Source organism: Rufibacter ruber, assembly GCF_001647275.1.
Taxonomy (GTDB): domain Bacteria; phylum Bacteroidota; class Bacteroidia; order Cytophagales; family Hymenobacteraceae; genus Nibribacter; species Nibribacter ruber_C.
The window spans coordinates 1-15,085 of the sequence record NZ_LRMM01000007.1; the positions used below are offsets into that span (position 1 = coordinate 1).

The 15,085-nt window shown below is 51.3% G+C and carries 17 protein-coding genes and 1 tRNA gene; 4 read left to right on the plus strand and 14 right to left on the minus strand.

Annotated features, from left to right (window positions below):
- On the plus strand, window positions 1-484 hold a 484-nt coding region (locus tag A8O25_RS04310; protein WP_161947693.1), incomplete at its 5' end, for an O-methyltransferase.
- Window positions 485-666: 182 nt separating this feature from the next.
- On the opposite strand, the gene kdsA is transcribed toward A8O25_RS04310, so the two are convergent.
- Complete coding sequence (gene kdsA, locus A8O25_RS04315; protein WP_066831350.1) at window positions 667-1,479, minus strand: 3-deoxy-8-phosphooctulonate synthase; 813 nt, start codon at window positions 1,477-1,479, stop codon at window positions 667-669.
- A 27-nt stretch (window positions 1,480-1,506) separates the two neighbouring features.
- Here kdsA and A8O25_RS24030 point away from each other — a divergent pair, with 27 nt between their 5' ends.
- Entirely contained in the window at window positions 1,507-1,629 is a 123-nt protein-coding gene (locus tag A8O25_RS24030; protein ID WP_277620005.1) for a hypothetical protein, read from the plus strand.
- A 15-nt stretch (window positions 1,630-1,644) separates the two neighbouring features.
- On the opposite strand, the gene A8O25_RS04320 is transcribed toward A8O25_RS24030, so the two are convergent.
- Window positions 1,645-2,262 carry a methyltransferase gene (locus A8O25_RS04320; protein WP_066831352.1) on the minus strand — a complete coding sequence of 206 codons (618 nt, stop codon included), beginning with the start codon at window positions 2,260-2,262 and terminating at the stop codon, window positions 1,645-1,647.
- Window positions 2,263-2,368: 106 nt separating this feature from the next.
- On the opposite strand from A8O25_RS04320, the gene A8O25_RS04325 reads away from it, so the two are divergent.
- Window positions 2,369-3,310 carry a hypothetical protein gene (locus tag A8O25_RS04325; RefSeq protein WP_066831354.1) on the plus strand — a complete coding sequence of 314 codons (942 nt, stop codon included), beginning with the start codon at window positions 2,369-2,371 and terminating at the stop codon, window positions 3,308-3,310.
- Between the two features lie 369 nt (window positions 3,311-3,679).
- On the opposite strand, the gene A8O25_RS04330 is transcribed toward A8O25_RS04325, so the two are convergent.
- The 6 genes from A8O25_RS04330 to A8O25_RS04355 form a co-directional block, all read right to left on the minus strand.
- Window positions 3,680-3,940 (minus strand): hypothetical protein, encoded by a 261-nt coding sequence (locus A8O25_RS04330; protein ID WP_066831357.1) that lies wholly within the window; start codon window positions 3,938-3,940, stop codon window positions 3,680-3,682.
- A 59-nt stretch (window positions 3,941-3,999) separates the two neighbouring features.
- Window positions 4,000-6,630 (minus strand): cyanophycin synthetase, encoded by a 2,631-nt coding sequence (cphA, locus tag A8O25_RS04335; protein ID WP_066831359.1) that lies wholly within the window; start codon window positions 6,628-6,630, stop codon window positions 4,000-4,002.
- A 41-nt stretch (window positions 6,631-6,671) separates the two neighbouring features.
- On the minus strand, window positions 6,672-7,559 hold the full coding sequence (locus tag A8O25_RS04340; protein ID WP_066831361.1) for a cyanophycinase: 888 nt from the start codon (window positions 7,557-7,559) through the stop codon (window positions 6,672-6,674).
- Window positions 7,560-8,226: 667 nt separating this feature from the next.
- A tRNA-Cys gene (locus A8O25_RS04345) sits at window positions 8,227-8,297 on the minus strand.
- 382 nt (window positions 8,298-8,679) lie between these two features.
- Window positions 8,680-10,557, minus strand: coding sequence for a 30S ribosomal protein S1 (rpsA, locus tag A8O25_RS04350; RefSeq protein ID WP_066831363.1), 1,878 nt, complete (start codon window positions 10,555-10,557; stop codon window positions 8,680-8,682).
- A gap of 287 nt (window positions 10,558-10,844) precedes the next feature.
- A complete protein-coding gene (locus A8O25_RS04355) occupies window positions 10,845-11,201 on the minus strand; it encodes a hypothetical protein (RefSeq protein ID WP_153042586.1) in 357 nt (118 codons plus the stop codon).
- A 94-nt stretch (window positions 11,202-11,295) separates the two neighbouring features.
- Between A8O25_RS04355 and A8O25_RS22860 the strand changes: the two genes are divergently transcribed.
- Window positions 11,296-11,613 carry a hypothetical protein gene (locus A8O25_RS22860; RefSeq protein ID WP_153042587.1) on the plus strand — a complete coding sequence of 106 codons (318 nt, stop codon included), beginning with the start codon at window positions 11,296-11,298 and terminating at the stop codon, window positions 11,611-11,613.
- A 181-nt stretch (window positions 11,614-11,794) separates the two neighbouring features.
- On the opposite strand, the gene A8O25_RS04365 is transcribed toward A8O25_RS22860, so the two are convergent.
- The 6 genes from A8O25_RS04365 to A8O25_RS04385 form a co-directional block, all read right to left on the minus strand.
- A complete protein-coding gene (locus A8O25_RS04365) occupies window positions 11,795-12,148 on the minus strand; it encodes a hypothetical protein (protein WP_066831369.1) in 354 nt (117 codons plus the stop codon).
- A 45-nt stretch (window positions 12,149-12,193) separates the two neighbouring features.
- Window positions 12,194-12,703 (minus strand): HNH endonuclease, encoded by a 510-nt coding sequence (locus A8O25_RS04370; protein ID WP_066831371.1) that lies wholly within the window; start codon window positions 12,701-12,703, stop codon window positions 12,194-12,196.
- 86 nt (window positions 12,704-12,789) lie between these two features.
- Window positions 12,790-13,080 (minus strand): C40 family peptidase, encoded by a 291-nt coding sequence (locus tag A8O25_RS23695; RefSeq protein ID WP_241498931.1) that lies wholly within the window; start codon window positions 13,078-13,080, stop codon window positions 12,790-12,792.
- Between the two features lie 14 nt (window positions 13,081-13,094).
- Complete coding sequence (locus tag A8O25_RS23700) at window positions 13,095-13,565, minus strand: SH3 domain-containing protein (protein WP_153042588.1); 471 nt, start codon at window positions 13,563-13,565, stop codon at window positions 13,095-13,097.
- 594 nt (window positions 13,566-14,159) lie between these two features.
- The gene (smpB, locus tag A8O25_RS04380; protein WP_066831373.1) at window positions 14,160-14,633 is read right to left on the minus strand and encodes an SsrA-binding protein SmpB; all 474 of its coding nucleotides are present in this window, start codon (window positions 14,631-14,633) and stop codon (window positions 14,160-14,162) included.
- A complete protein-coding gene (locus A8O25_RS04385; protein WP_066831376.1) occupies window positions 14,634-15,029 on the minus strand; it encodes a thioesterase family protein in 396 nt (131 codons plus the stop codon).
- Between the last annotated feature and the right edge of the window lie 56 nt (window positions 15,030-15,085).

Consider the following 15,085-nt stretch of genomic DNA (forward strand, 5'->3'; position numbering starts at 1 on the left):
GGCCAACCATTTTCAACCCGCCACTGTTCTGGAACTGGGCACCTCCCTTGGCCTCACCACCGGCTATCTGGGTCTGGCCAGGGAAAAGGCAAACCTCTACACCCTGGAGGGATGCCCAGCCATTGCGGCCCAGGCCAGGAGAAACATGCAGTACCTGGGGCTGCAGAACGTGCGGCTGGTGGAAGGCAATATGGACCAGACGCTGCCCCAAACCCTTGAACAGATAGAGCAGCTGGACTTTGTGTTCTTTGACGGCAACCACCGTCTGGAACCTACTCTCCGCTACTTTGATTTGTGTCTGCCCAAAGCCCATGAAGGCAGCGTCTTCATCTTTGATGACATCTACTGGTCTGCTGAAATGGCCCAAGCCTGGCAAAAAATAAAGCAGCACCCGCAAGTGCTGCTCACAGTAGACCTCTTCTACATGGGCCTCGTTTTCTTCCGGACCAACCAGCCCAAGCAGCATTTCACGCTGCGTTTTTAACTAAATGTCTTTTAATAAAAATGGCGCAAGCATTTGCTGGTGACCACGCACTCCTTATCAGAAACCCGTGGTCACAAACAAATGCTTGCGCCAAAGAAGACACAGAAATAGTATAAAAGAAAAGGATTCCCCCTGTTTTGGGGCTGTTTTCAGAAAAACAGCCCCAAAACAGGGATTCCCCTCTAAAGGATAGCTTCCCTGATTCTTACCAGACGCTCCAGCAGACCTTCCAGGTTAGACAGCTGCAGCATGTTGGCTCCGTCTGACTTGGCAGTGGCGGGCGTTGGGTGCGTTTCAATAAACAAACCGTCTGCGCCAACGGCAATGGCCGCTTTGGCAATGGTCTCAATCAGGGCGGGGCGGCCGCCGGTTACGCCAGAGGTTTGGTTAGGCTGCTGCAAGGAGTGCGTCACATCCATGACCACCGGCACCTGGTTTTCCCGCATGGCCGGAATATTCCGGAAGTCCACCACCAGATCAGAATACCCGAAGCTGTTGCCGCGGTCGGTCAGAATCACGTTGTTGTTGCCGGAGTCCCGCACTTTCTCCACGGCAAATTTCATGGACTCCCCAGACAGGAACTGGCCTTTTTTGATGTTCACCACTTTGCCGGTCTCAGCGGCGGCAATCAACAAGTCTGTCTGGCGGCAGAGGAACGCGGGGATCTGCAGCACATCAACGTACTCGGCGGCCATGGACGCCTCATGGCTCTCATGGATGTCGGTCACGGTGGGGATCCCGAAGGTCTCGCTCACTTTGGCCAGGATCTTCAGCGCCTTCTCGTCGCCAATGCCGGTGAACGAGTCACGGCGGGAACGGTTTGCTTTGCGGTAAGAACCTTTGAAAATCAACGGGATGCGCAGCCGGTTAGAGATTCGCACCAGCTCACCGGCAATCTCCAATGCCATCTCCTCGCCCTCAATGGCGCACGGGCCCGCCATCAGAAAGAAGTTGCCGCTGTCTGTATGTTGTAGTTTAGGGATGGAAATAGTCATGGTCAAAATACGTTACGAAGTTATGGTATGGCAGAAGAGTTAAAAGCTGTTTTAGGCCTGTTTTCAGAAAAACAGCCCAAAAACAGAAATACCGGCGGCAGCTGTTGTGCCGCTCCCAGTGGCATGTCTTCGGCCTTTGGCCAAAATTAAGCAAATTCTAGAATCTCACGCCAGAAACTGCATGCGCTCCCGCCGCTCCAGCACTATAAACAATTCCCGCCCCTGTCTAGGTTTGATAGAATTGTAGCAGGGTGCAAAGTGCCTGAACCTGAAATACGGCTCAAAATACGCCTGGTACTCCAGAGCGGTTCCGCCGTAAGGTGGCCCCTCTTTCTCAAATTCCTTAGAAAAAAGAACCCCAGCCAGCTTACCGTCAGGTACCAGTAAATCAAACACCTGGCGGGCATACTGCGCACGCCGGCTTCTGGGCAGGGCGCAGAAGAAGGTCTGCTCCAATACCAAATCAAACCGGTGCGGCGTTATGGAAAAGAAATCCTGCCGCAGGAGGTGCTCCCGCGGGAAGTCAGGCACCCGGCGCTGAAAGTTGGCCAAGGGCTCAGCCGCAAAGTCCAGCAGGAAGACCTGCGTGAACCCCTGCTGGTGCAGATACTCGGCTTCGTAACCATTTCCGCCGCCCGCCAGTAAGATACGCTGGTCTTTGCGGGTGAGCTGGTCAATGTACGCCTTGAGCGGTTCAGTGGCGGCCCCCACGTCCCACTGGGTCTGGTTTTGCCGGTACCGGTTTGCCCAGTAGGCCTCATTTAAGTCTTGTTCTGTAGGCATGGCCCCAAGGAAGTATTTTAACCCGTTATTTGCAAAGGATAGATAGAACCGTATTTTTGTAAGAATACGAAATGGCGGAAATCCATTCACCAACCCCAATTACCCAATGGCAACCGAAACACCCGAAAAGGACAGCAACCGCAAACTCTTAGTGGTAGGCCTTATTATTGTACTGCTCAGCATCAATGGTATTCTCATTTACATGCAGCAGCAGAAGACGCAGGAGAGTGAGGAGCAGAAGGAAATTATTAAAGTAAAGAATACCGAACTGGAGAACCAGATCAAAGTCTATGAAGCCCTCAAGGCTGATTTTGAGCGCCAGAGCAACGAACTGAGGTCCCTGGGCCTGGCCAATGACTCCCTGGAAACCCGCATAGCCGCTATTAACTCTGACCTGGCCCAGCTCCGGTCTTTCCGGAACAGCTCGTTCACCATTGCTGACCAGAAACGTTTCCAGCAGCGGGCGCAGAACCTGGAAGTGGCCCTCCGGAAAAAGGACGAGGAGATGGCCAAGCTGCAGGAGGCCAATGAGGAGCTTTTCACCGAGGTGACGGGCCTGAAGACCACCCAGAACAAGCTGTCTGACTCCATCAGCAGAATTTCTTCTACCAACAAGGAACTGGAGGAAAAAGTAGCCCTGGCCTCAAAGCTGGAGGCCCAGCATATTCAGGTGACCATCCTGAATGACAAAGGCAAAGAGAAAGAAGACGATGACGAGGAGTACAAAGCCAAGCGCGTAGACAAGATCAAATTCACGTTCAGGCTTGGCAGAAACGAGGTGGCGCCCAAGGAAAACAAGGAGATCATGATGCGTCTGATTGAGCCAGACGGCTCTGCCCTCTACAACCTGGCCACCGGTTCTGGAACATTTGAGTACGAAGGCAAAGAGATTTTCTACACGAGCAAACGTGACGTGGTCTTTGACAACTCACAGCAGCAGGTCACGTTCCTGTACTCCAAAGGCAGCCCGTACAAGACCGGCAAACATACCGTTGAATTCTACTCAGGCGGCTACCTTATTGGTACGTCCTCTTTCACGCTGAAATAACCGTTTTAGCCCTGTTTTTCAAAAAGAAGCCCGGAAACGCAAAATGTTTCCGGGCTTCTTTTTTGAATACGTATTGCGGGAAGGGGTGAACGGGGTTTAACCGGCAAGCTGTCAATGAAGCTGTCTCTGGTTTTTCCTGGTTGAATGGATAGTGACGAATCATGGCGTGGCACCTGCGCGAGTGTTTGACTGCATTTTGAAGCTACTTTCGCAAAAACAGCCCGGAAACAGCGGCTTCGCTTCCCATAATGCACAAGCCCACGCTGGCGCCATAACCTGAATATAAAACGCTACACTGCTTCAAGGTTAAAATACGCTGTTGTTGATGTCTCCTGTAAATAAATGGCTGGCGGGTAAGAAGAACGTTTCTTACCCGCCAGCCATTTCCTTACAGGCGGACAATACAGGGATTTTGACAGGATTACCTATTCCTGTTTTTAGCCTGTTTTTCACAAAACAGCCCAAAAACAGGAAATATGATTTGAGCACATGCTTACATTTAAGAGCCTGATTAAACTTGTCTTTTGTACTTATAAATGGCAACAAAAAGAACCTGAGCTGGCCATTTTCTCGCGCCGTAGCGCTGCTAGGCCGCTCAAAAATCGCTTCGCCATAACCTTTTGCACCCATTTTTCGCCAGAAGACCAAAATTTAAACAAGCTCTAAAGATTACCCCATGCCTCCACTCACTAATCTACCAAGACCCTCCGGTCTTGGATTACCTTGAAGTTTTCAATGAGTTTGATGGCTTCTGAGATGTCTTCTGAGAAGATGGTGATGAAGGAGTTACGCTCAGCATGCTCCAGCGCGTAGGCAATAGCACTCATCTCCTGCTGAATGATGCGGTACGGTTTCTCAGGGTCTACCTGCATAATGCCGTTGATCACGTGTTTATTGATTTCATCACCGGTTCTGCCCCGCAGGTCCTTGTCTAGGCGTATGATCACCTCATCAAACATCTGGGCCGCCAGTTTCCCCAGCTCTACCATGTCTTCATCCCGCCGGTCCCCTACCCCGGCAATGATCCCAACTTTTTTACGGGCGTCTACATTCTCCAGGAATTCAGCAATGCCTTTCATGCCGGCGGGGTTGTGGGCATAGTCCACCAGCACCTCAAAGGTGGGGAACTTGAAGAGGTTCATGCGGCCCGGGGTCTTGGTGGGGGAAGGAATAAAGGTTCTCAGCGCGGTCTTGATCTCACTGATCTCAAAATGGGACAAATACCCCGCCAGGGTGGCCGCCAGTACGTTTTCAATGTTAAACCTGGCCCTGCCGCCAAACGTCAATGGGATGTCTGCCACGCGGTCAACCCGTATTTTATAGGTGTTCTTGAAGATGGAAATGAAGCCGTTCTCAAAGACGGCGGCAATGCCGCCTTTGGCCACATGCTTGAGAATGCGCGGGTTGTTTTCGTCCATGCTGAAGAAAGCCACCTTTGCCTCTACCTCTTTGGCCATCTCGTACACCAGGTCATCATCTGCGTTTAGAATGGCGTAGCCGTCTTTGCTCACACTCTTGGGAACGACGGCCTTCACCTTGGCCATGTCTTCTAAGGTGTAAATATCGCGCAGCCCCAGATGGTCTTCGGCCACATTGGTTACTATGCCAATGTCACAGTTCTGGAAGCCCAGGCCCGAGCGTAGCATTCCGCCGCGGGCGCACTCCAGCACCGCAAAATTGACCGTTGGGTCCCGCAACACAAACTCTGTGCTCTTTGCCCCGGTGGTATCCCCTTTCTGGAGCATCTTGTCCTGTATGTAGATGCCGTCTGTGGTGGTGAAGCCTACGTGGTAGCCTTTTGATTTCACCAGGTGGGCAATTAAACGGGAGGTGGTGGTTTTCCCGTTGGTTCCAGTCACGGCAATGATGGGAATGCGCGAAGGGCAATCACGGGGAAACAGCATGTCAATGACCGGTTCTGCCACGTTGCGCGGCAGACCATCTGTTGGTGAGATGTGCATTCTGAACCCAGGGGCCGCATTAACCTCTATCACAGCCCCACGGGCCTCTGGCAACGGTATGGCTATGTCTGAGGTAACCACGTCAATGCCGCAGATGTCCAACCCAATGGTGCCGGCAATGCGTTCCGCCATTAAAATGTTGTAGGGGTCTACCAGATCTGTGACGTCAGTGGCGGTGCCTCCGGTAGAAAGGTTGGCCGTGCTCTTCAGCATCAGTTCCTCCCCTTCCGCGAGGATAGTTTTGAGGGTGTAGCCCTTCTTTTCCAGAATGCCTTTGGTGTCTTTGTCAACGGTTATTCTGGTAAGCACTTTTTCATGCCCCACGCCCCGTCTTGGGTCACTGTTTACTTTATTGATCAGTTCCTGTACGGTAGAGACACCGTCTCCTACCACCATGGCGGGCGTGCGTTTGGCGGCGGCCACAAACTTCTTGTTGATGACCAGCATCCGGAAGTCATAGCCTTCAATGAACTGCTCTACAATCACGGCATCAGAGTATTTCTGCGCCATCTTGAAACCGGCAATGGCCTCGGCCCAGGACCTGAGGTTGATACCGGCCCCCTTGCCGTGGTTGCCGTCTAAGGGTTTGGTCACAATTGGGTAACCCAGGTACTCTACCGCCTCCTTCAGTTCATCTACAGAATACACTATCTCCCCTTTGGGCACCGGTACCCCGGCTTCCCGCAGCATGTCTTTGGTGGCGCTCTTGTCACCGGCAATCTCAGTGGCGAAGGCGGCGGTACGGCAGGTCATGGTGGCCTGAATGCGCTTCTGGTGCACCCCATACCCCAACTGGATGAGGGAATGCTTGTTGAGCCTGATGTAAGGAATACCGCGGGCTACGGCCTCTGAGACAATTGAATAGGTACTGGGGCCAATGTGCTCATCTTCCCGTATCTCATGCAGTTCCAGTACATCTGGTTGAATGTCATACTGCTCCCCTTTTGCCAGTGCCGTCACCACGCGTATGGCCGCCTCTGCGGCATATTCACCGGCTTTTTCTTCCTGGTAAGAGAACACCACGTACTCAAACCCCGGCTGCGGGGCCGGATAAGACCGCCCAAACCCGCACTCCATCCCCCCTAAGGTCTGCAGTTCCAGCGCCACGTGCTCTACCACATTGCTTAACGGCACGCCCTCTTCCCGTACCCGCTTTAAGTAGCCGCCCTCCTGCCCCTCCGTACTGCGGTGCTCTACCATACCGGGGAACATTTCTTCCAGCCGCTGCGCAAAATCTGGGATCTGGGCGGTAGAAACACCAGCATAGTCTCCCATGTCCAGCTTGAGCACAATAATCTTCGGGTGTTTAACTGACCAAAAGTTTGGTCCGCGCATGATGCGCAATTCAGCGATTTTCATAAATCTTGAAACTCAAAAGATAGAATTCAGTGAGAGTTGTGTTAAAAAATTTCCATGGTATACGTGTCTCCTTTGCCTAGCAAATTGACTTTAAGGTCTCTGATGGTGACTGGAACGCCTTCCTCCACCTTGTATATGTTGGTTGCTGTGCTGCTGCGGCCGTCTACAATCACCACCAAACCGCTTCCTATCACCTCTATTTCCCGCCCCTTCTTTACCACAATGCCGGTGTCTTCTTCCAGGCCAATGCCTATAAACGTGGGGTTGGTGGCAATCATTTGGGCCATTCTCACCATGCGCCCCCGGGCAATGAAGTGCGTGTCAATGGCGGCGTCATTGATCAGCTCCAGGCCGGCCGTTATGCTCACAGAGCCTTTGATGAAACCGCCGCCGCTCATGCCCTGGTAAATCATCTGGGTAGACATAGCGGCCGCACCGGCACTGGTGCCTGCTACTACCAGCTTCTCTTTGAAATAGCGCTCTTTGATCAGGCGCATGATCTCTGTACCGCCAAAGATGGCCGTGAGCCGAAGCTGGTCGCCCCCGGTGAACATGACGCCCGCCGCTTTCCTGATCATATCCAGGTGCTCCTCCTTGCAGGAGTCTTCGCGGGAGCGTATGTCCAGCACCTGTACGTTGTTTACTTTTAGATTATTAAAGACCTTCACGTAATCCTGCCCCACCTCTTCTGGTAGGGAGGAGGCCGTAGGAATGACTACGATCAAGGGATTCTTGCCTTCCAGCTCTTGCACAAACCGTTCAAGAATCTCATTTCTCACAAAATTCAGGTTCTCCTTACTGGTTGAACCAGTTTCCGGTTCTTCTCCTTTATTCTCACGTCCGCCAATGGCGATCAAGGTGCCGTTGGGAATCCTGTACTCAAATGACGGAAGCGGTTTTTCTTCCTGGCCGGTGTTTTTCTCACTCATGCAGTGTCAGCGTTCTAATGGGGGTACTTAGTTGCTTTTGCCTGTAAAGCTCTGACAACCAATTAAGTTTAAGAATTTATCAATTCAATACAGGCAGATGCTTCAAAAAGCATCACATTGCTAATAGATGTTCGGCTTACGTAGATTTTTGGCAAAAGATTTGGCGAAAATACAGATATGATAGTTGCCGCAAACCCTTCCTGCGGAAACTACTTAACCCACAGCTGACAGGTAGGTAACGAACCCTGCCTTACGGGAAAACATGGGGAGAGGAAGGCAATACCGGCGGCTAAAATCATCTGGAAAGGTGCCAGGGAAAGGAACCCTCAAAAAAGCGTAAACCCCATAGCCTGCATAGATCAACAGCCAGCTGCGTACCGGGCAAGGAGACTCTTAAAGCTTGTATTAATTTGTTTTTTAAGCTGCAAACGGGTATCGAAAGAACCTGTCTTCACCTTTTTATCGCACCATAACGCTACTATGCTGCTCAATAAACGATTTGCCAGAACCCTTCGCTCCCCGTTTTCGCTTGCAAAATCAAAATGTAAACAAGCTCTTAGCAACAAGCGGAGAAGGGCGCTTGAGAGATTTATTTCCTGTTTGAGAACCTGTAAAAACGAAAACCCCGCTTCAGGTAATACCTGAGCGGGGTTTCTGTCCTTAGTTGAGGTAACGAGCGGATTCGAACCGCTGTACGAGCTTTTGCAGAGCTCTGCCTAGCCACTCGGCCACGTTACCGTGATTGGGAGTGCAAATATAGCCACTTTCTATTACTGCGCCAATTTTATGGCATTTTTTTAACGGTTTCCCCGGGCGCAGAAGGCTTCTGGCTCCTTAAATCACATGGAATCAAAGAGATAAGAAGCTAATTTTTTTTGGCTATACCTGGCTAAGTGCTTTGCTAAAGGAGGAAACCGTCTTTCTCTAATGCTGCCTTCTTACCATCAGCCTGTACAGAAGAGGCTTCCCTCCTTCCCAATCTGCCTTTCTGAGTTCAATTTTAGAAACTGCTGGAATTGCAACGGGCTAAATGAAAGCTGGAGGCTGCAGGGGGGCAAAAAAAAGAGCCCCGTGTTTTGGGGCTCTTTTCAGGAAAACAGGTCAAAAACCCGTTCAGAACTTATTCAGCAGACTCAGCGCTGTCAGCGTCACCAGATTTCTCAGCACGTGCTTTGGCAGCAGCGGCTAATTTTTTCTCACCGGCTTCTTTTTCGCTTTCCATCATTTGGTCTTTCAAAGCAGAAAGGGCATCCAGGTCACCTAAGGTTGAACGCACTTCGTCTTTCTTAGGAGCAGCAGGGGCAGCAGCTTTGGCGGCACCGGCAGGAGCGTCTTTCTTAGCAAACTTGGCTTTCTTAGCATCTTCTGGCTGAGCCGTGTGGCTGGCAGTGTGCGACAAGATGATCTTACGATCTTCTTTAGAGAACTCAGTTACTTTGAAATCTAACTGCTCACCAGCTTCAACGGCAGTACCGTCTTCTTTTGACAAGCCTTTAGGGAATGCGAAACCTTCAATACCGTAAGGCAGCTCCAGGGTAGCACCACGGTCAGATTTCTCTAACACCGTTGCTTTGTGGGTTGAGCCAATGGTGAATACGGTAGCAAACGTATCCCATGGGTTTTCTTCCAGTTGCTTGTGGCCTAACGCCAGACGACGGGCAGAAGCATCCAGCTCCAGAACCACTACGTCTAAGTTATCACCAACTTTCACAAACTCAGATGGGTGTTTGATTTTCTTAGTCCAGGACAAGTCAGATACGTGTACCAGACCGTCTACGCCTTCTTCCAGTTCAATGAACAGACCAAAGTTGGTCAGGTTTCTAACCACACCTGTGTGCTTAGTACCCACGGCATATTTGGTCAATACATCTTGCTTGGTCCAAGGATCTTCAGACAGTTGCTTAATGCCCAGAGACATTTTGCGCTCATCTCTGTCAAGGGTCAACACCACAGCCTCAATCTCATCACCTTGTTTGATGAAGTCTTGTGGGTTGCGCAGGTGCTGAGACCATGACATTTCTGATACGTGGATCAAGCCTTCTACGCCTGGCATCAGTTCTAAGAACGCACCGTAATCTGCTACGTTCACAATTCTGCCGCGTACGCGTGAGCCAACCTCTACTTCGGCAGGGAGGGCATCCCATGGGTGAGCAGTCAGCTGCTTCATGCCCAAAGAAATACGCTTCTTGTCGTCGTCGAAGTCCAGAACTACCACGTTTACTTTCTGGTCCAGCTCCAACACCTCTTGCGGGTGGTTGATGCGGCCCCATGAAATATCAGTGATGTGCAACAGACCGTCTACGCCACCAAGGTCAATGAACACCCCAAAGTTGGTCATGTTCTTGATCACACCTTCCAACACCTGACCTTTTTCAAGGTTGTTCAGGATAGCGGCACGCTGCTGCTCCAGATCTTTCTCAATCAGGACTTTGTGCGAAACTACTACGTTGTCAAAAGCGGCGTTGATTTTCACCACTTTCACTTCCATTTTCTTACCCACGTACACATCAAAGTCGCGGATAGGTTTCACATCAATCTGAGAACCTGGCAAGAAGGCCTCTACGCCGTAAAGGTCAGTGATCAGACCACCTTTGGTTCTGCGTTTCACCACACCTTCCAGAACCAGGTCGTTCTCAAGGGCGCCGTAGATTTTCTCCCAAGCTTTTACAATTTTGGCTTTCTTGCGAGACAGGATCAGCTGACCGTTAGGGTCTTCCTGGTCTTCAATGAAAACCTCAACGGTGTCACCCACCTTCAGCTCCGGCATGTCACGGAATTCTGAAACAGGTACCAACCCGTCTGACTTAAAGCCGATGTTCAGGATCACATCACGGTCAGTGATACCCACCACCGTACCGGTGATTACTTCCTCTTCCTGAACGGTGTTCAGGGTGTCGGCGTACATTTGTTCCATTTCAGCTCTCTGCGCCGCAGAGTAACCTCCACCGAAACCCTGAGACTCGTACTGGCCCCAGTCAAAATCTTCTACATTTGCCATATTTCTATGCTGGTTCACTAAAATAACGCGTAGTCACAGAACCACTTAACCCCGCGTAGCTTATGTTACATACCCATGGCCTCACCTGAGAACACGGGGCATCCGCCTTGAATGCGGCGCGAAGGTACGAATTTTTTGGGAATCAATACGGTTAAACCGGTCAAATAATATCTAACTCCTTGACTGGCAAGCCTTCCTGTCCCTGAAAAGGAAACGTGCGTTTTAGGCTGTTTTCAGAAAAACAGCCCTAAAACGCACGTGGCAACCTCTGGCTACAGTAGCCGGAATTACATTTTCCGGCGCTTCACGTCCTGGATCAGTTTTAGCGCCTCAGCCTCGTTCTTTTTAGTGAAAGTGATCAGCACCACGCCATACTCTCCTTTATCGCCAAACGCTTCCATGGCCTGTTCGGGTTTCAGGGCCTCAGCGGCGGCAATCCAGGCCTGGTCAATCTGGTCCAGGGCCAGCTGCTCCAATTCAATGGTACGGTCTTCCAGTTTCACAAAGTAAGTGGCGTCTGGGTGCACAGACAGGGAGGTCTTGCCTAGCTTCACCTTGATTGGTTTGGCATTGGCATCTTGGGCAGCAGCCTCATAGGAGCACACCGCTCCCAACAGGAGAAAAACAAGTAGCAATCTTTTCATTTTACAAAAGGGTTTAGATAGAATATAGAGCACGGCCACACCACAGCACGTTTACAGCCTGTTTTCAAAAAAAAGAAGCCAGAAACACAAAGCTATGGGTATCAATTCTTTCCGGCTGAACAGCCGGGAGCGCCTGAAGGGGGAGTTGGCGCTCTGTTTACAGGGCAAAGTTATGCTTTTCGCTGTTTCTCAGCAAGAAACTGATAAGATTCTCAATAACTGCCGTAGCGCAGGGGCAGGCGGTTCCAGCACCTTCCCTGCTCCGGAAAATGACAAACTTTTCTCTTACCTGCCTGCTCAAGCTTTTGGGATCTGCCCAGGACGGGGTTCCCTCTGTTTTTGGCCTGTTTTTCATGAAAACAGCAAAAACAGAACAGAGGTGACAAGCCTTCTATGTAAGAGATGGCTTTAAGCTGAACGTTAGGTTACGCCTTTTTGCATAGGCAAATCACCTTACCCCTTATGGATTGGAAGGGCTAAGTTGGTAGGAGCCTGGTGAGATGGCAGGGGCTAGCTCTCAGACAGAAAGGAGTGGCTGTACGTAACGAGAGGCTGTACAGCTGTGACTTTATGCCCACCACCAGAGGTTAAGGCTAACCTTTTTTCACCATCTGGAGAACCTGCTGCTCCCTTTCTGGTCTGATCTTGATGAGCACCACCCCTTCCCGGCCTTTCTCCCCAAATCTCTCTACGGCAGAACTGTTTTTGATGACTTCAATGGCTTCAATCCATTCAGGAACAATCTGCTCAATGCTCGTTAGGGAAACTGGTACATTGCCCGCATCGGTTTTAATCAGGAAGAGGGCCTTTACGGGTTCGCTGACCCCTTGCGAACTGGTGATTCTCAAATCCCTGAGCGTACCCTTGCCTGGGAAATCCTGCGCCTGAAGCGCTACAGGGGCAACAAAGGCTGCCAACACAACTACAAAAAATGCTTTTCTCAACATATGAAACGGTTAATAATTGTATATCATCTATTCAATGTACTACTCCTATGCCCGCACCCGCTCCCCCAGATACGGCATCCAGGCGTGGTCAACATCCTGTATGCTTTCGCGCAGGAACGAGACCAAAGACGGTTTGAAGGGTTTTCTGGCCAGTTTCATCTGCACTTCCTCTGGGGTACGGTCGCCTTTCTTGGAGTTACAGCGGGAGCAGGCGGTAATAAGGTTGTGCCAGGTGCTCTGCCCGCCGCGGGAGCGCGGAAGCAAATGGTCCAGGGTAAGGTTTCTGGAAGCGCCGCAGTACTGGCAGCGGTAGCCGTCACGGCGCATGATGTTCTGGCGGGTGAGCGCAATGCCTTTGTAGGGAACCCGCACGTAACGCTGCAACCTGATCACCAGCGGCCGCGGGTAGGTGTGGCTCACCGTGCGAAGGCCGTTCAGAAGGTCCTGCGCCACCAACTCGGCCTTCTGCAGGTACAGCAGCACAAACGCCTTGTGCAGGCTGCAGGTGGCAATGGCGGTGAAATCCTGGTTCAGTAAGAGTACCTTTTCGTTCATAACGCGTCCGGCTCAGTGATTGCTCCTGTAAGATACGTAAAATCTTCATCAGATGCCATACCTCCCTGAGAATCAGCCGCCGAAGGTTACTCCAGAATTCGTTTGATGATGCGCAGCTTGTGGGAATAGCGTTTGGCATCCCGGTTGTAGATGCCGTAGTGGTCCAGCTGGTCTATGCGCACCTCGCCGGAGGCGTGAATGATTTTCTGGTCTTCCAGCACCAGGCCCACGTGAATGATGCGGCCTTCGTCATTGTCAAAAAAGGCGACGTCACCGGGTCTGGACTGCGCCACAAAGTGCACCTCCTGCCCGTGCACCACCTGCTGGTAGGCGTCCCGCCGAAGCTGGTAGCCGCACAGCCCGTACACCTGCTGCACAAAGCCGGAGCAGTCTATCCCGAAGATGGATTTCCCGCCCCACAGGTAGGGCGCTTCTTAAACTGAAGGGCTATCTTCTGCAGAAAATTTTCGCGGTAAGGAAGGTTGGGGTTGGTGGCGCGGCCGTTGTAAAGCATTTTCTCGTCTCCTACCCTAATGGTCATGCCGTCAAAGAAAGGGAGTACGCTGCCCAGGCCAATAGGGGTTACCCCGTCTGTGCCGCTCACGGTCTGCACCACATCCATGGAGCGGGCGTGTTTCTCATTTTTCCACTCCTGAAAGTAGGTGTCTGTTACGGGGAAATGCTGCTTGAAGTCAATCCACCCCTCATAGTCATCTGCCGCATTCTGAATCTGGAGCCACTTCTCCTGGGTCTGCAGCACCTGATAGCACTCGCCAAACACCAACTGCGAGATCATTTCGCTTTTATCAGATGGCTCCCGGCGCACCGGCACCAGACTCAGTTTACAAATCCCGAAGTTCAAGGTAAGGCGTGATTGAGTGAATGTGAGAATTGGTGAACAAAATAAAGGAGCAATTTCTCACTTTTCCGGCGGAATTTCTAGCGCTGTTCCTGTTTTCGGGCTGTTTCTGAAAAACGCGAAAACAGGAAATTAAGTAATTTGTTTATTTGAACCAGATTCGCCCGTTGAGGGGAGCCAGTGGGGTGTTTACACAGGAGAGCAGGCGTTGCTGAAAATCACTAGATTAATTCTATTCCTTCTTTACTACAATGAAGTGAGGGCAATGCGAAGATCAGCTGGTGTCAACACCCCTCTTCGCTCCCCTCAAGGGGAGAATCAATAAAGGCACCTGCTTTTCTAGTTCGCCCCCTGTTCCCTAAGATCCTTTCAGGATGACAAAAGGTGGAGTCTGCAGTTGATCAGGTATTAAAAGACATTTAGGTAAATAGCCAGGAAGAAGTCGACCCAGAAGAGAAGCCTAAGCAGAGGCAGATCAAGAAAAAACTTTACAGCTCCGTAAATGAAGAAGAACTGAGGCAAGCTGTATAATTATGGGAGCACCACAAGCAGTGAACCATTGCTCTATTCCAATTCTTAATTCCTAATTCTTAATTCTTAGTACCGTTCCCTGGCCATTTCGCGCTTGATGTCGCGTTCTTTGATGTCTTCGCGTTTGTCAAAGAGTTTCTTCCCCTTGGCCAGCGCTATCTCTACCTTGGCGAAGCCGCGGTCATTAATGAAGAGCCGCGTGGGGATCATGGTGACGCCCTGCTCCTGGGCGCCCTCTTTGAGCTTCTTCAGCTCCCGTTTGTTCAGGAGCAGCTTGCGGTCACGGGTGGGCTCATGGTTGTAGTGGGTGCCCTCTGTGTATTTGGCAATGGTGATCTGGTGCAGGAACAGCTCGTTCCCGTGAAAGGTACAGTAGCCATCGGTGAGGTTCACATTGCCCTCCCTAATGGATTTGATCTCCGTGCCGCGCAACACCATGCCGGCAATGTACTTGTCCAGGAACTGGTATTCATAAGAGGCCCGTCGGTTTGAAATGTTCACCGTTTTCTGGAGCCTGTCTTTGTCTTTCTGTTTCGCCATTTATGCGTTTCTATTCTTCAAAAGTCGTTCTATCTTCTCTTTTTTCAAAATCTTCTGCCCGGTTTGCCCGGTGGCCACCAGCCGCTCCCCCACCCGTACGGTCACCGCACACGTGAGGGTATTGCCGGTCAGCTCCTGAAAGACCGCCTCCAGCCGGAGCGTCTCCCCTTCAAACGCGGGGCCGTGGTGGTTAATGTGCAGCATGGTGCCAATGCCTTCCTCATCCGGGTCTTTCATCTCCAGCACAAACAGCCGCGCCGCCCACTCCATGGCCTGCGCCAGCGCGAAGGTGGAGCAAACGGGGTGCACCAGCCCACTTTCAAAACGGGCGAAGTCCTGAGCGGTTACAGTTTTCTGGTACTGCCGGGTGTCTCCAATCTGGAACGGGTTCTGCATGGGAAAAACATTTTTGATTACAGGAACGGAAGGCAAGGAATTGCGGGATGGGGCGA

Coding starts and splice junctions, on each gene's coding strand:
- kdsA (WP_066831350.1), bottom strand. CDS start 1,479: ATGACTATTTCCATCCCTAAACTACAACATACAGACAGCGGCAACTTC.
- A8O25_RS24030 (WP_277620005.1), top strand. CDS start 1,507: ATGGCAGAAGAGTTAAAAGCTGTTTTAGGCCTGTTTTCAGAAAAACAG.
- A8O25_RS04320 (WP_066831352.1), bottom strand. CDS start 2,262: ATGCCTACAGAACAAGACTTAAATGAGGCCTACTGGGCAAACCGGTAC.
- A8O25_RS04325 (WP_066831354.1), top strand. CDS start 2,369: ATGGCAACCGAAACACCCGAAAAGGACAGCAACCGCAAACTCTTAGTG.
- A8O25_RS04330 (WP_066831357.1), bottom strand. CDS start 3,940: ATGGGTGCAAAAGGTTATGGCGAAGCGATTTTTGAGCGGCCTAGCAGC.
- cphA (WP_066831359.1), bottom strand. CDS start 6,630: ATGAAAATCGCTGAATTGCGCATCATGCGCGGACCAAACTTTTGGTCA.
- A8O25_RS04340 (WP_066831361.1), bottom strand. CDS start 7,559: ATGAGTGAGAAAAACACCGGCCAGGAAGAAAAACCGCTTCCGTCATTT.
- rpsA (WP_066831363.1), bottom strand. CDS start 10,557: ATGGCAAATGTAGAAGATTTTGACTGGGGCCAGTACGAGTCTCAGGGT.
- A8O25_RS04355 (WP_153042586.1), bottom strand. CDS start 11,201: ATGAAAAGATTGCTACTTGTTTTTCTCCTGTTGGGAGCGGTGTGCTCC.
- A8O25_RS22860 (WP_153042587.1), top strand. CDS start 11,296: ATGGGTATCAATTCTTTCCGGCTGAACAGCCGGGAGCGCCTGAAGGGG.
- A8O25_RS04365 (WP_066831369.1), bottom strand. CDS start 12,148: ATGTTGAGAAAAGCATTTTTTGTAGTTGTGTTGGCAGCCTTTGTTGCC.
- A8O25_RS04370 (WP_066831371.1), bottom strand. CDS start 12,703: ATGAACGAAAAGGTACTCTTACTGAACCAGGATTTCACCGCCATTGCC.
- smpB (WP_066831373.1), bottom strand. CDS start 14,633: ATGGCGAAACAGAAAGACAAAGACAGGCTCCAGAAAACGGTGAACATT.
- A8O25_RS04385 (WP_066831376.1), bottom strand. CDS start 15,029: ATGCAGAACCCGTTCCAGATTGGAGACACCCGGCAGTACCAGAAAACT.